The sequence below is a fragment of the Streptomyces sp. 130 genome (assembly GCF_007096885.1).
Classification (GTDB): Bacteria; Actinomycetota; Actinomycetes; order Streptomycetales; family Streptomycetaceae; genus Streptomyces.
The window spans coordinates 119244-134325 of record NZ_VJNO01000003.1 but is presented as its reverse complement, the minus strand read 5'-3'; the positions used below and the strand labels follow the sequence as shown (position 1 = coordinate 134325).

General features: G+C 68.9%; 13 protein-coding genes. 10 read left to right on the top strand and 3 right to left on the bottom strand.

Annotated features, from left to right (window positions below; genetic code table 11):
• Positions 1 to 338: 338 nt before the first annotated feature.
• Genes FKN01_RS04495 through FKN01_RS04475 form a run of 5 tightly spaced genes read left to right on the top strand, consistent with a single transcriptional unit; the run spans position 339 to position 5949 of the window.
• Positions 339 to 2252, top strand: a complete 1914-nt coding sequence (locus FKN01_RS04495; protein WP_143616586.1) for a GMC family oxidoreductase — start codon at positions 339 to 341, stop codon at positions 2250 to 2252.
• 60 nt (positions 2253 to 2312) lie between these two features.
• On the top strand, positions 2313 to 3455 hold the full coding sequence (locus FKN01_RS04490; protein ID WP_143616584.1) for a ferritin-like protein: 1143 nt from the start codon (positions 2313 to 2315) through the stop codon (positions 3453 to 3455).
• A 21-nt stretch (positions 3456 to 3476) separates the two neighbouring features.
• Positions 3477 to 4022, top strand: coding sequence for a hypothetical protein (locus FKN01_RS04485; protein WP_143616582.1), 546 nt, complete (start codon positions 3477 to 3479; stop codon positions 4020 to 4022).
• Between the two features lie 14 nt (positions 4023 to 4036).
• Positions 4037 to 4954 carry a myo-inosose-2 dehydratase gene (gene iolE / locus FKN01_RS04480; RefSeq protein ID WP_143616580.1) on the top strand — a complete coding sequence of 306 codons (918 nt, stop codon included), beginning with the start codon at positions 4037 to 4039 and terminating at the stop codon, positions 4952 to 4954.
• 2 nt (positions 4955 to 4956) lie between these two features.
• A complete protein-coding gene (locus FKN01_RS04475) occupies positions 4957 to 5949 on the top strand; it encodes a sugar phosphate isomerase/epimerase (protein WP_221939351.1) in 993 nt (330 codons plus the stop codon).
• Between the two features lie 153 nt (positions 5950 to 6102).
• Here FKN01_RS04475 and FKN01_RS04470 read toward each other — a convergent pair whose 3' ends face one another.
• Positions 6103 to 6648, bottom strand: coding sequence for an ATP-binding protein (locus FKN01_RS04470; RefSeq protein ID WP_143616578.1), 546 nt, complete (start codon positions 6646 to 6648; stop codon positions 6103 to 6105).
• Between the two features lie 125 nt (positions 6649 to 6773).
• Entirely contained in the window at positions 6774 to 7370 is a 597-nt protein-coding gene (locus FKN01_RS04465; protein WP_143616576.1) for a TetR/AcrR family transcriptional regulator, read from the bottom strand.
• A 63-nt stretch (positions 7371 to 7433) separates the two neighbouring features.
• Here FKN01_RS04465 and FKN01_RS04460 point away from each other — a divergent pair, with 63 nt between their 5' ends.
• From FKN01_RS04460 to FKN01_RS04450, 3 genes are all read left to right on the top strand, one after another.
• A complete protein-coding gene (locus FKN01_RS04460) occupies positions 7434 to 8318 on the top strand; it encodes an NAD(P)H-binding protein (RefSeq protein WP_260696764.1) in 885 nt (294 codons plus the stop codon).
• A 368-nt stretch (positions 8319 to 8686) separates the two neighbouring features.
• Positions 8687 to 10042 carry a lipopolysaccharide assembly protein LapB gene (locus FKN01_RS04455; RefSeq protein WP_143616574.1) on the top strand — a complete coding sequence of 452 codons (1356 nt, stop codon included), beginning with the start codon at positions 8687 to 8689 and terminating at the stop codon, positions 10040 to 10042.
• 76 nt (positions 10043 to 10118) lie between these two features.
• Positions 10119 to 10646 (top strand): NUDIX hydrolase, encoded by a 528-nt coding sequence (locus FKN01_RS04450; protein ID WP_143616572.1) that lies wholly within the window; start codon positions 10119 to 10121, stop codon positions 10644 to 10646.
• A gap of 24 nt (positions 10647 to 10670) precedes the next feature.
• Here FKN01_RS04450 and FKN01_RS04445 read toward each other — a convergent pair whose 3' ends face one another.
• Positions 10671 to 11726, bottom strand: a complete 1056-nt coding sequence (locus tag FKN01_RS04445; RefSeq protein WP_185992740.1) for an ATP-binding protein — start codon at positions 11724 to 11726, stop codon at positions 10671 to 10673.
• Positions 11727 to 12052: 326 nt separating this feature from the next.
• On the opposite strand from FKN01_RS04445, the gene FKN01_RS04440 reads away from it, so the two are divergent.
• Both FKN01_RS04440 and FKN01_RS04435 read left to right on the top strand, forming a co-directional pair.
• A complete protein-coding gene (locus FKN01_RS04440; protein WP_143616570.1) occupies positions 12053 to 13597 on the top strand; it encodes an NAD(P)-binding domain-containing protein in 1545 nt (514 codons plus the stop codon).
• The gene (locus FKN01_RS04435; RefSeq protein WP_143616568.1) at positions 13590 to 15038 is read left to right on the top strand and encodes a class I adenylate-forming enzyme family protein; all 1449 of its coding nucleotides are present in this window, start codon (positions 13590 to 13592) and stop codon (positions 15036 to 15038) included. Before FKN01_RS04440 ends, FKN01_RS04435 begins: the two co-directional genes overlap by 8 nt.
• The last annotated feature ends 44 nt before the right edge of the window (positions 15039 to 15082 follow it).

The window sequence follows — 15082 nt, the reverse complement described above, 5'->3', positions numbered from 1 at the left end:
GGATGGACAAGCGCACAAGGCCCCCGGCTGAGAGCTCTTAGGTTCAACTGACTTGTCAACCAGCGGAGTTGTCTTCGAAACACTGATTACGCCCGATCGATGGGTTTGCCTGGGAGATCCCAGCCGTGGTGGAGCGAATGACGACGTCATATGCAAGCCTCGTGCCGAGGCCGTTGCCGTGGCCCTCGGCGGATCAGCGAGCGGCGTCGGGTGCGGTCCATCGCGAATCGCAGGATGGCTCCCCCGTATGGCGAGATACGCGACTGGCGGGATGTGCCACCGGGCTGTTCGGCCCGAAATCGGGGTGAGGTCACCCCCAGACACGACAAGGGATATCGATGACGTCTTTCGACGACAGGGGCCCGGTGGTATTTCCAGCGGGTGCGGCGACGGAGACCAGCGCCGCAGAGGCCGCGAGAGGTGAGTGGGACGCCGTGATCGTCGGCGGCGGTATGGCAGGCTCCATCGTTGCCGAGCAGCTGAGCCAGGCGGGCTACCAGGTGCTGATCGTCGAAGCCGGCCCGGGCAAGGACCTGGACCTCGCCGAGTACGAGTCGTACCTGTCGCGGTTCTACGGCGCGGTGATCAAAGACAATCAGTCACCGTATCCGTTCAACCCGAATGCCCGGATGCCCAGGAGCACCGACACCATGCCGGTGCAGCCGGACACCCCCCGGGACGACTTCTACCTCGTGCAACAGGACAAGTACTGCACGGACACCACCTTTACCCGAGTCCTCGGCGGCACCTCCATGCATTGGGAGGGAAAAGCGCTGCGCATGCTTCCTGAGGACTTCGATCTCCGGACCAAGTACGGCCAGGGGCTGAACTGGCCGCTCGGCTACGACGATCTGGAACCGTACTACCGACAGGCCGAGGCCGAACTGGGTGTCGCGGCCGAAGTCGAGGACCAGGCATATCTGGGAATGCATTTCCCCGAGGGATACGTGTTCCCGATGCACCGCATGCCGCCGTCCTACCTCGACCAGACGGTCGCCCAGGGCGTAAACGGCATGCGGGTCAACCTGGCGGACGACGATTACACCCTCCAGGTGCGGAGCTTCCCTCAGGCCCGCAACGGCGTGCCGAACGCCGCGTACGACGGTGGCAAGGGGTTCGTCCCGGTCGGCGCGGTGAGCACGAACCAGGTGGAAGAGGGCGAGCGCTGCCAGGGCAACACCAACTGCGTCCCGATCTGCCCCGTGCAGGCCAAGTACCACGCGGGCAAGACGCTGACCAAGGCGCTGCGGAGGGGCAACGTCAAGATCGTGACGCAAGCGGTCGCGTCCAAGGTCGAGGTCAACGAGTCGAACCAACGGGTGACCGGGATCACCATCAAGAACTACCAGTCACTCGACTCGGACAGTTACGAGACGTACACGGTGAAGGGCGCCGTCTACGTCCTCTGCGCGCACGCCATCGAGAACGCCCGTCTCATGCTGGCTTCCGACATGCAGCGGATGAGCCGCAGCAAGCTCATCGGCCGCAACCTGATGGACCACGCGTACCTGCTGACGTGGGGTCTGCTGCCCGAGCCCGCCGGCACGATGCGCGGCACGTCCTGCACCAGCGGAATCACCGACCTGCGCGGCGGACGGTTCCGCAGCACCCAGGCGGGATTCGGTGTGGACATCCACAACGACGGCTGGGGATGGGCGACCGGCTCCCCGTACACGGACCTGGTCGAACTCGTCGACAAGCGCGGCCTCAGCGGGGCCAACCTGCGACGGACGCTCGGCAACGAGGTCTCGCGGCAGCTTCTGCTGGCCTTCATGATCGACCTGCTGCCCGACACGAGCAACGCGGTGACCGTGGACGACCGTTACAGGGATGCCATCGGCAACCTGAAGCCGGTCGTGTCGCTCAAGATCCCGCCCTACACCATGCGGGGTGCCGCGTTCGCCCGGAAGCTCGCGACCGACATCTTCGAAAGGCTCGGAGCCGAAGACCGGACCGCGTACGACAAGAACCGCTACAGCGCCGTCGAACATGACGGCCAGTGGTACAACATCGTGGGCGGCAACCACCTCGCGGGCACCCACATCATGGGCACCGACCCGGCGAACTCGGTGGTGGACCACACCCAGCAGTCGTGGGACCACGACAACCTCTACCTCGTCGGGCCGGGCAGCCTGCCCTCGATCGGCACGTCCAACATCAGCTTGACCATGGCGGCGCTCGCCTTTCGCAGCTCGACCCACATCGCCAGGTACCTCCGCGCCGCCAAGGCGCCGGCCACCATCCGGAGCTAGCCGGCCGACGGCCCGAACGCGCCACCTTCTCCACCCGCCACCGCCCACGATTGGGGGAACATGTCCGTTTCAGTACCGGAACAGTCCCAGACATCCAAGATCCAGACCATTGAAGAGCTGCGCGAATACCTCTACAAGGGGCTTCAGTTGGAGCACGCGACGCTCCCGCCCTACCTGACCGCCCTCTACTCGTTGCAGCCGGGGAAGAACTCGGACGCCTGGCACGTCATCAGGGTCGTGGCCGTCGAGGAGATGCTGCACCTCACCCTGGTCGCCAACGTTCTGAACGCGGTGGGCGGCACCCCGGACCTCACCAAGTCCGGCTTCGTGCCGAACTATCCGACGCGGCTCCCATGCGGTCCCAACTACTTCGAGGTGCATCTGCTGCCGTTCTCACCCGATGCTCTCGACACGTTTCTGAACATCGAGAGGCCCGCCCAGGCGGCCAGGGAGGACGAGAGGTTCGTCCCGATGGACTGGGCCGCCCTCGGACTCGCCCCCAACGGCGCGCCGCCGTCGTCGGAAAGGCTGGCGGAGCTCGAGGAGTCCGGCACGGTCCTCGGCCTCGTCCCCGGAGAACCCACCCAGCGCTTCCTGAGCATCGGTGAGTTCTACGAGGAGATCATCCGGGGCATCAACCACCTGGAGGACCAGGCCCGTCAGGCGGGGAGCACCATTTTCACCGGCGATCCCGCGCGTCAGGTGACCCCCGAGTACTTCTACTCGGGTGGCGGGGACGTGGTCGTGGTGACGGGGCGAGACAGTGCGGTCGCGGCGCTCACCCTCGTCGCGGAGCAGGGCGAAGGGCTGCACGGCGGCATCTACGACAGTCAGGACGAAATCGCCCACTACTACAGGTTCCAGCAACTGAAGAAAGGGCGGTATTACCAGAAGGGCGACGAGCCGGACGAGCCCACCGGCCCGGAACTGAACGTCGACTGGAGTGCCGTCTATCCGGTGAAGCCGGACGTCAAGCTGGCGGATCTCGCAGGCGACCCGGAAATCCGGGCGGCGGCCGAGGAATTCAACCACTCCTACGGCAACTTCCTGACCAGTATCAACCTGGCGTACAACGGTCAGCCCGACCTGCTGCTCAAGGCGGTCTGGGAGATGTTCCGTATTCGCGACAGCATGAACCGGCTCATCCGCAACCCACTCACCGGCGATCCGGGCGTGCACGCCGGCCCGACATTCGAGATCTAGACCGCCGAAGGAGGAAACATCATGACGCAAACAGCGACCGAAGAAGAGGAACTGCGCGCATTCGTGAAGTTCTCTGCCGCTGTCACCGGATTCAGCGAGTTCGACCTGTGGGGGACAGGTCAGGCGGAGGCGTACTACGAAACGGTCGTGGATCAAGAAGGGCTGGAGGCGCTCCGGAAAGCGATCTCGTCCGATCCCTCCGCCCCCACCGATCCGGTGGTGAAGAGCATCATCAAACTCTGGTACGTCGGCGTCTGGTACGGCCCGGAACTGACGGGACGCGTGGACGTGGCGGCGTGGACGGCGCCGGGACGGAGCGGAGCGAAGCCCGCCGTTCCGGACGACAGCCAGCCGGAGGACAGCCTGCCCCGGCAGGGCGCGAACGGACCGCGGAACGCCGGGGGAGTCCGCGCGGGGGACAGCGACGACCGCACACCCCTGTTCGTCGTCTCCCCCGACGCCTACACCGAGGGCCTGCTGTGGCGGGCGATCGGCGCCCATCCGGCCGGCGCGAAGGCGCCGGGCTACGGGTCCTGGGCCAATCCGCCCACGTTCGAAAACCACTGAGCGAAGGAAATGCAATGACCAGCACCGTCCCGAACCTGGGCCCCGACAAGGTTTCACTCGGCGTGACGCCGACCCTGTGGTGGAACGACGACTTTCCGCTGATCGACATCGGAGTCCCGTTCGAGCAATGCGTGAGTGAGATGGCGCTCGCGGGCTTCCAGGGCTGCAGCATCGGGCACAAGTACCCGAAGAGTGCCGTAGCCCTGAAGGAAGCGCTCGACCTGCGCGGCCTGAAGGTGTCCGAGCCCTGGGTGAGCACCTATTTCTCCATCGGTGAGAAAGACCGCACCATTGCGAATTTCAAGGAGCGGCTGGAGTTCCTCAAGGAGGTGGGCGGCCAGGACATCGTGGTCGCGGAGTTCGGGAAGTCCTCCCATCTGCAGCCCATCCCCGTCTTCAAGCACCGCCCCCACTTCACCGAGGCCGAATGGGATCTCCTGACCAGCGGGCTCAACGAAATCGGGAAGCTCGCCGCGGAGGGTGGGATGCGGCTCTGCTACCACCATCACATGGGCACCGGTGTGCAGTCGGCCCAGGACATCGACAGGTTGATGACGGGTACCAACGAGGAGCACGTGCATCTGCTGTTCGACACCGGTCATCTCCAGCTCGCGGGCGATGATCCGCTCGAGACCGCGGAGAGGCACAAGGGGCGAATCAAGCACGTCCACCTCAAGAACGTCCGCCAGTCGGTGGCCGAGAAGGTGAAGAGCGGCAACCTGTCCTTCGAGGAGGGCATCCGGGAGGGCGTCTTCACCGTGCCCGGAGACCCGCAAGGGATGATCGACTTCAGGCCCATCCTCACCACGCTGGGGAACGCCGGCTTCGAGGGATGGCTGGTCGTCGAGGCCGAGCAGGACCCGGCGCAGGCATGCCCGCTGAAGCACGCCAAGATGGCCCGCGCCTACCTCACCGAAACCCTGGGGTGGTAGCGATGAGCGCGCGCGACATCTACCTCAGCTTCTTCATGTTCACCGTCAACCTGCACCCGGACGACCCCGAGTACACCAAGGTCGTCGTCCGGCACATGAAGAAGCTGCAGAGCTTCGGATACGCGGGCTTCGACATGCCCGTCTTCCCGAACGACGCGGGCGATCCCCAAGCGGACGTGCCCCGCTACAAGAAGCTCAGGGAGGCCCTCGACGCGGCCGGCCTGGCAGACGTGGGCCTGACCACCAACGTCGCCACCACGCCGGCCTACGACCCCACCTCGCTGATCGCCGAAGAACGCGAGGCAGCCCTCGTCTACCTCAAGTCACGGGTGGACATCACCGCGGCCCTGCGCGGCAGGATCATGGCGGGCCCCGTCCTGTTCCCGTACAACGTCTTCCCCACCCTCAACGGCAAGCCGTTGTGGAGTGACGCGCTGCAGGACTGGCTGCGGCCCCGGTACGAGGTCGCGCAGCCGCTTTTCGAGCAGCTCGGCGCATACGCGGCGGAGCGGGGCGTCCAGGTCGCCATCGAACCCGTCGACCACTGGGAGACCCCGGCGCCGAACATGGTGCGCGACGTACTGGACTTCCTCGCCGGCGTCAGCAGCCCGCACATCGGCGTGTGCGTGGACAGCTCACACGTAGTCCTCGGCAGCAGCGGCCCGAATGCGTACCGGCGCGACATCAAGGATGCCGTCGACCAGCGGCGCCTGCACTACGTGCAGGTGTCCCCGCCCGATCGCGGCGAGGTCGCGGACAGCTGGATTCCCTGGCGGGAGTTCCTCGAACCGGTCCTGCCCGCGTACGAGGGTCCGCTGCTCATCGAGGTCTTCAACGCCATCCCGGCGTTTCTCGATTCGCTGCGGCTGACGAGGCGGAAATTCTGGATTCCCGAGGAGGATCAGCCGGTTCCCGGTGTGCCGAGCGCCTACGAGGTTGCCGAGGAGGGAATCAAGAAGCTGCGTGCGGAGCTGGCCGCACTCGAAGGGAGATGACTCGGGCGCAGCCGTGAACGGCTCGAAGGAGTCCTCACCCCGCTGCTCGGGGGAGCCCGGGCCTCTGGGCCCGGGCTCCGGCCCGTGTGGCGCCTCTCGTCCACACGGCCTACGCGACGTGACTCCGGCCGGCAACGCGCGCCCTAGCCGGGCTCACGAGCCGGGCCGAGAGATCACCGCGCTGACCGCTGCGACCCGGGCGGCGAGGTCGCCGGCAGGGATGTCGATGAGTTCGAAGCCGAAGGCGCGGTAGCTCTGCTCGTGCGTCTTCTCGAATTCCAGCGACTCCCGGAAGCTGATCCGACGAGCACCGGTGGGCTCACAGAACCCCAGATTGCGGACGAACAGCACCTGCCGCTCGTAGATCCCCTCGGCGGTGATCCGCTGGATCTCTGCCTTCAGCGCATCGGAAACCGGCCGTCCCAGGTAGGTCGCGAGCGCGTGTGTGCAGATCGGGGAACGGTCGAACACCTGGACAGAGGCGGTGGTGGCGGCACCCAACTGCCGTTGCCTCTGCAGATCGACGACCTCATCGATGAAGGACGCCCGTGCCCACGGCTCGTCCTCGCCCTGAGCCTGCGCTCGTGTGATGACCGCGGTGGCGGCTTCCTCGACAACCTCGTAGTCCTGCTCCGCCAGGCACCGCAGAATCGATGTCTTGCCCGCGCCTGGTGTGCCGGTGAGAACGTACCGTCGCATGCTCGGATGCCCTTCGTGCGTGGTGGGACAGGCCGCTGGGGCCGCGACGGCATTGCGGGCCGCGGGCCGATGCTCGCTCGGCCGCCGCCGCCGCGCGATTCGTCATCGGCCGGCAGTGCCGCCCGTCACGGCAGTTGGCTGTAGGCGTGGTCGGCATCGGCCACGGCTTCGGGGTGGACGTCATGGGCGGTGCGACCGTCGGCGATCTTCTGCCAGTTGGCCCGGGCGAGTACCCGTTGGACCGCGAGTACCTGGGCGGCCAGCAGGTGTGCCCGGATGCCCGCGCCGAGGGCGTCCGCCAGCGCCTCCTCATCCTCGACCTGATACCGCGTGAGCCGTCCCGCCAGGCTGGGTGTGGTGAACACCAGCCGATGGAACGCCACCACCTCGGGGTGGTCGTTGAGGCCGGTGACGGGGTCGTACCGATCGAGGCCGGTCCGGAAGTGCCGGTGCAGCGCCGTCACCGGTTCGATGCCGGGCCCACGGCCGCGTACGACGCGCGCTGCCTCGCCCTGGTGGTCCGCGAACCGGTGCAGCACCAGGTCTTCCTTGGTGGGGAAATACCGGAAGAGGGTCGGCTTGGAGATCTCGGCTGCCGCGGCGATGTCGTTGACGGAAACCCGGTCGAAGCCGTGTTCCAGGAACAGGGAGACGGCCGTGGCTCCGATGGCGTCGCGCGTCCGCTCCTTCTTACGGGCCCGCAGTCCCGTCGGCTCGCTCATCCGGCCAGCGTAACATTCGTGACCGGGTTGCATTTGTAACCCGGTCACGTTTTGATGGGTGCCATGCAGCAGACCAACATTCCTCCCGTGCTCGTCACCGGGGCGACGGGCCGCATAGGCCGCCTCGTCATCGACCAGCTTCTCGACGCCGACGTGCCGGTGCGGGCCCTCGTGCGTCGTTCCGAAGCGGCGGCGACACTGCCGTCGAAGGTCGAGATCTTCACCGGTGACCTCACGGTGCCCGAGTCGCTCGATCCCGCGCTGAAGGGCGCCGGTGCGGTATTCCTCGTGTGGACCGCCCCGCCCCGGGCCGCCGCGGCAGCCGTCGAGCGGCTGGCAGCCCACGTGCGGCGGGTCGTGTTCCTCTCCTCCCCGCACCGGACACCGCACCCCTTCTTCCAGCAGCCCAATCCCATGGCCGGGCTGCACGCCGATATCGAGCGACTCATCACGGCCGCCGGACTCGAGTCGACGATCATCCGGCCGGGGATGCTCGCGTCGAACTCGCTGGCCTGGTGGGCGCCCGCGATCCGAGCCGCCGAAGCCGTCCGGTGGCCGTACGGCGCCGCCGAGACCGCGCCGGTCGACGACCGGGACGTCGCGGCCGTCGCGGCGCGGACGCTCCACCAGGACGGATACGCCTCATCCGACTACGTCCTCACCGGTCCCGAGTCCCTGACCCAAGCCGCCCAGGTGGAGATCATCGGTGACGTCCTGGGGGGCCGGCGCCGGGTCACATTCGAGGAGACGACGCCGGGCGAGTTCCGAAGGCTGTCGGAGGGCACCGCACCCGGCTCGGTTGTCGACATGCTGCTCGCCGCGTGGAGCGCGGCGGTCGGACAGCCCGCGTACGTCACCACGGCGGTGGCCGACATCCTCGGAAGGGCGCCGCGAACGTTCCGTCAGTGGGCCGCCGACCACGCCACCGCGTTCACAGAGGGGGCGTAACCGCGTCCGCGACGGCCTGCGGCCCCGGACCGAGGCTCTCCGCCCGCCGCCCGGCCCCTGCCCCGGTGCGTGCCGAGCGCGCGGAGCGGGAGGCAGACCCGCGGAGGCGGCCAGGGCAAGCAGCCGGTCGTCCCCGGGGCGCCCCCGGCAGGCCTTGCTCTCCACCGAGTCAGGCGCCGGCCGGACTGGAGCGCGGTAAGCCGCGGTCGCCCGGGCCGCATGCCCGGTCGTGCTGCCGCCGGCACGTCACCCCCCACCCGTACGCGCCGCCCGGAGAACGGCCCGGACGAGACGGGTGGGGGGCGGAGGAACCAGCGGCCGTAGGGCGGCGGTTCACGTACCGAGGGCCGGCGCTATGGTGCGTGACCGTGGACGCTGCTGATCTTGACCATCGGGCCCGGACGCGGTCCGGCTGCATCCCGCCGGAGCTGGCCGCTCGACTGCTCGAACGAGGCCATGCCGACGTCGTGGAGCACCAGGCCGCGCGCGGCGAGTGGTTCTGCGCACACGCATGGGCACGCGCACTCGGTGACCAGGGACGTCAGGCCGACGCGCTGCAGGTGCTCGCACCGTACGCGGCGACGGGCTGGTGGACGGCTGCTGCCGCCACGGCCGAATTGCTGGAGGGCTGGGGTCGCCCCGACGAGGCAATCGAAATCACCCGGACCCGCGTGGAAGCCGGACACCCGAGCGCTTTGGAGGGCTACGCACGGCTGCTCGCCCGGCACGGCCGCGCCGACGAGGCGTTCGACCTGCTCGTGCCACACGTGGACGACTGGCTGCTCGCCACTGCCGTGGTGGACATCGCCTCTGTCGCCGGCCGCGACGAGGAGACAGCCGCGCTGCTCGCCGGCCGAGTCCGGGCCGGCCACCGCTGCGACGGCCCGTGGTGCTGCCGCGGTCTCGACTCCGATACGGCGCTGGGCCTGCTCGCTGAGATCCGCGAGCGCCAGGGCCGCACCGACGAGGCCATCGCTCTCCTCCGCCGCCGACAGATCACCTCGGTCAACAACCGTGACCAGCTCGCCGACCTGCTGGCCCGGCACGACCGGGTCGGGGAACTGCGCGCCTACGCCGCGCTGGACGGACACGAAGAGGCCGTGCGGCGGCTGGCGGAGCTGCTGGAGGAGGGTGGTGAGCTGGAGGGCGCGATCGCGGTCTACGGGCAGGCCGACGGCCCCGCGGCCCACGACCCGAACTCCGCTTACGAGCTCGCGCGGCTCTTGGCCCGGCACGGACGGGGCACGGAGGCGATCGCCGTGATGCGCGGCCAGGCGGATGCCCACCCCGGCGACGACTGGATCCTCCACGCCCTCTCCGAGCTGTACCTCGACCAGGGCCGCCCCGCCGACGGGCTGGCCCATCTCGACGCTCTCGACGCCCGGCGCGGGGGCGAGAGGGATTGGGACGTGTACTGGATGCGTCTGCCGCTGATCGCCGCCTGCGACGGCGTCGATGAGGCCGTTCGACAGGCGCTGGCCCACCCGGAAGGCGACACCTGGTACGCGGCGGAGCACATCGCCCGCCTCCTCGCCGATTCCGGGCGCACAGAGGAAGCCGTTGCCGTCCTCCAGCGACACGCTCGCAGGAACAGCCACGTACTCGCCGGCCACCTCATCGACCTCGGCCGCGTCGACGAGGCCGTGGCCCTCCTCCTGCACACAAACCCCCCGCCACCGCCCGCGCCGACGGCCCGTCCGGGGGCCGACGGTCCATCTTTCTGAGGGCGCCGCCGACCGGTACCCGCGGCGCGGAGCCGTATGCGCCCCTCAGCGAGGCCTGGCCTGGCACGCTGCTTCCATGGGTGAAATGGTTGAGCATGTCGACGAGTACGACCGCGTGTTGGGAGTCGTCGACCGGGATGACGCCGTGCGTGAGAACCGGCCGCATCGCATTGCCACGACGATTTGCCGTGATCGTGAGGGGCGGATCCTGGTGCTGCGACGGGCCGAGACGATGTCCCGGTTTCCCGGCTACTACGACGTGATGGTCGGTGGCGCCGTAAACGTGGGTGAGTCGTATGAGCAGGCAGCGGTCCGCGAACTGACGGAAGAGCTGGGCGTTCGTGTGCCGGTGCGGTTCCTGTTCAAGTTCCTCTGCCGGGCGGGGATCGGTCCCGTCTGGTTCGGCGTGCACGAGGCCGTTCTGCCACAGGATCTGGTGCCGGACCCGGGTGAGATCGGGTGGCTCGACTGGATGGCGGTGGACGCACTGCTTCAGGTCGCTGATGCATGGCCCTTCGTTCCGGGAGGGCGGGAGGCTCTGCGCCGATATCGGCCTTGGGCAACAGGCACAGCGGTTGACGCCCTGCCGGTCCCGTCTTCATGAACCAGCAGGGCGGTTCGTTGCCGGTCAGTCCCGGCGGGCACCCCGGACGATCCGGTCGATGACGGCTGCGGCCCGCTCCGGGTCCTCCTTCAGCCACCTGCCGAGGTGATCCCGGACGGCTCGCTCGACACGGTCGCGCACTTCGGAGTTGCCCAGCACGCCGCGCGTGGCGCCCTCGAACTCGGGGCGGTCCAGTTTCACCGACACGACCGCCGTCAGGCCCGCGCCGATCCGATCGGCGCCGATGTCGGGGTCCGTAGGCGTCAGCAGCCCCTGCGCCCGCGCGTACGCGGTGACCGCGGCCGCCGTCCCGTTGCGGAAACCCGCCATGTGCGTACCGCCGATGGTGGGCCGGCTGTTGGCGAAGCTCCGAACCCGCTCGTCAGGGCAGCTGCACCAGCGGAAGGCGATGTCCATCTCCCCCGCCATCCGAGGGTCGTCTCGTTCGAAGGCGATGGTCTCCACGGGTGCGCGCGCCGCTGTGTGACCGTCGAGGAAGTCGACGAAGTCCCGCGTCCCGCCCGGGGAGTGGAGCCGCACGGAATGGGACTCGTCCGGGCGGCGCAGGTCGGTCAGCGTGATTTCCAGGCCCCGGTTCAGGTAGGCCAGTTCTCTGAAGCGCTCCTCCAGTCCATGGAACGAGATCTCCTGGACCCATCGGACTCCCTCGCGCCGCACCTCGGCCGTCATCCGGCGCGACAGGGCATTGACGACGGCGAGCCCCACGCTACAGAAGCCGATCGTGACTTCGTGGCGGCTTCTGGTGCTCACTCCGGCCTGCACGTGGGTGAGCAGGGCTTCGAGCCCGGGACCGTCGGCGCCCTCCGTCTCGTAGACGGGAACGCCCGTCCCGCCGTCGGCGACGCACACGCCGCCGTCGGGTGTCAGGGTGATGTCGACGGAGGCGGCAGGGCCGGCCAGAACCTCGTCCACCGCCCGGCCCACGGCCTCGAACACCATCTGCCGCAGGCCGAGTTCACTGGTCGAGCCGATGTACATCCCCGGCCGCTGCCGGACAGCTTCCCACCCCTGCAACACCTGGATGTGGCTGGCGTCGTACCCGGTGTCTTCCTCACTCACGACGTCCCCTCCGATGAGGTCGGTCAGAACCTCCCAGGCTAGATGGATCTCAGGAAAACACCAGGTCAGCACCGCTTCTCAGATGCCGCAGACGGGCGCGTGAGCGACTGTCCGGATGCAGTCGACTCACAGCCGCGAACCGGCGCAGGAGTGCCGCCGCGGCCCCATCGAGGGCTTGGACGGCACCCTTACCAGCAGCTCCCGACCCCGGATGTTCCCGTTGCCGCCGCACCGCGCAGCCCGGGTAGGAGGGCGGCTCACCCCACCGCCGGAGAAAGCCACCGAATCTCAGAGCCTTCTGATTTCGCAGCACTACCGTCCGGCCCATGGTGCGCGACTATCTCATCATCGGGGCCGGACCGGCCGGACTTCAGCTCGCCGCTCTGCTCGAACGCGACGGGCGCGACTACCTCGTCCTGGAGCGGGGGAGCGGACCGGGGACCTTCTTCACCCGGTACCCCCGCCATCGCCAGCTGATATCCACCAACAAGGTGAACACGGGCTTCACCGACCCGGAGCTCAACCTGCGCATGGACTGGAACTCGCTGCTCAGCGACGACCCGGAGCTGCGCTTCACCCGGTACAGCGAGCGCTACTTCCCGCCGGCGGACGACCTGGTGCGCTACCTGGCCGACTTCGCGGCCCGTACCGGCGTGCGCGTCGAGTACGGGGCGGAAGCCGTCCGGGTCACCCGGGCGGAGGGCGTCTTCACCGTGCGCGGCGGTGACGGACGGACCTGGCAGGCCAAGAGGCTCGTCATGGCGACGGGCATCTCCCGGCTCTACGAGCCGCCCATCCCGGGAGCCGAACTCGCCGAGCGTTACGACACCTTCGACCCGGACCCGGCCTCCTTCACCAACCAGCGCGTGCTGATCATCGGCAAGGGGAACTCCGCGTTCGAAACCGCCGACGGCCTCATCGAGAAGGCGGCGGTCATCCATGTCGCCGGTCCGCACTCGGTCAAGCTCGCCTGGAAGACCCACTACCTCGGGCACCTGCGCGCGGTGAACAACAACTTCCTGGACACCTACCAGCTCAAGTCGCAGAACGCGGTGCTCGACGGCACCGTCGAGAGCATCGAGAAGACGGAGAGCGGTGGCTATCGGGTCATGCTGCGCTACGCACGGACCGTCGAGCCGTTGCGCGAGCTCCATTACGACCGGATCATCCTCTGCACCGGCTTCCGCTTCGACGCGTCCGTCTTCGACGAGACCTGCCGCCCGGCGCTCGTCATCAACGGCCGGTTCCCCGAGCAGACCTCGTCATTCGAGTCGGTCAACGTGCCGGACCTCTACTTCGCTGGCACGCTGATGCAGCAGCGGGACTTCAAGAAGTCCACCAACGGCTTCATCCACGGTTTCCGCTACGCGGTGAGAGCACTGCACCGCATTCTCCGTGCCCGCCACCTCGACACCCCCTGGCCGGCCCGGACGCTCGCCGCGACGCCGGACGCGATCGCGGACGCCGTCATCGACCGCGTCAACCGCTCGTCCGCGCTCTGGCAGCAGTTCGGCTTCCTCGGCGATGTGGTCGGTGTGGACGGCGACCGGGCGGTGTACCAGGCGGAGGTCCCGCTGGACTACGTCACCGACGGAGGTCTGGGACCCGCCCCGCACCGGTTCGTCGTCGACCTCGAGTACGGAGCCGAACACGACCTGACCGACCCGTTCGACGTGGGCGTGCCGCGCGTCGTCGAGAACGACGTGGACCACGCGATGGACTCCACGTACCTCCATCCCGTCGTCCGCCACTACCGGGACGGTCAGCTCGCCGGTACCCACCACCTGGCGGAGAACCTGGAGAACGACTGGAACCTGCCGGAGGTCCACCGCCGGCCGCTCACCGAATTCGTGAAGGAGTGCCTTGACTGAGCAGTTTCCCGGCGCCGTGCTGGACATCCTCGACGCGGCGGGCGACCGGCCGGTGTTCGAGCATGCCGGCGCGGAGATCTCCGGTACCCGGCTCCTGGGCACCGTGCGGCGCGCGGTGAACGGCCTGCGCGGCCACGGCATCGGACCCGGCGACGGCGTGGCCATGCTCCTGGGCGTCGGCCCCGACGCGTTCGCCGCGATCATCGCCGCCCACGTCGTCGGCGCACGGGTCGTCGGCGTGCGGCCCGGCCTGACCGAGGAGCAGCGCAAACACCTCGTGCGGGACGTCGAAGTGACCGTCACCGACCGGCCCCACGGAGCCGGTGACCACGGCAACGGCCTGGTCCTCGCGCTCGACGACCTGCTGGCGGCGACGGACGACGGCGTCCGGCCGCGAGTCCTGGCCCGGCCCGGCGACACCGCCCGGCTCCTGCACACCAGCGGCAGCACCGGCCTCCCCAAGGCGTGCGCCCAGACGTACGCGGCGATGACCGCGGGCTGGGCGCACCGGCCCGAAGCCTGGCCGCCGGCCGTTCGTGAACTCGCCGGGCGCCTCGGCCGGTTCCTGGTGTTCGGCACCCTGGCCAGCCAAGTGATGATGGAGTACGGGCTGCTGGCGCTCGCGGCCGGCGGCACCCTCGTCACCGCCGACCCTCCGGACTTCCCGGACGCCCTGGTGCGTCACCGGGCGACCGCCAGCGTGATCACGGTCGCCCGGCTGACGAGGCTCGTGGCGGCGCAGCGTGCGGCGCCGGTGGACCTCGGTGCGCTGCGCGCCCTGATGGTTTCGGGGTCGCCGCTGGAACCGGGGCGCATGCGGGAGGCCGCCGAAGTGCTCGGCCCGGTCGTCTTCCACGGTTACGGCCAGACCGAGACCGGCATGATCTCGATGGCCACGCCGCAGGAGCCGCCGGGCTCTGTCGGGACGCCGCCCGTGGAACTGGAGATCCGCGACGCCTCGGGCCACCCGGTCCGCCCCGGCACCGACGGCGAGATCTTCGCGCGTACCCCGGCCCAGAGCCATGGCTACTGGCAGGAACCCGCCCTGACCGCCGAGGTGTTCTCGGACGGATGGGTGCGCACCCGCGACCTCGGCCACCTCGACGCGTCAGGCCGGCTGTGGCTCACGGGACGTACCCGGGACGTGATCATCGTCAACGCCAACGTGTACTACGCCGGGCCCGTCGAGCGGCTGCTCTCCAGCCACCCCTCGGTGGCCGAGGCATACGTCGTGGCCGTACCGGACGACCGTACGGGCGAGGCCGTCCACGCGTTCGTCGTGCCCGCGTCCGGCCACACCCCGGACCCCGCCGAACTGCGGGCGCTGGTGGCGGCGGGGGTGGGCGGGGAATGCGCTCCGGCCCGGTTCACCGTCATCGAAGAGGTACCGCTCACGGCCGCCGGCAAGCCGGACAAACGGCGGCTCGCGCAAGGGAGATGACGGACCGGGCCCCGCCCTCGCCACGAGGACGGGGCCCGGCGCCG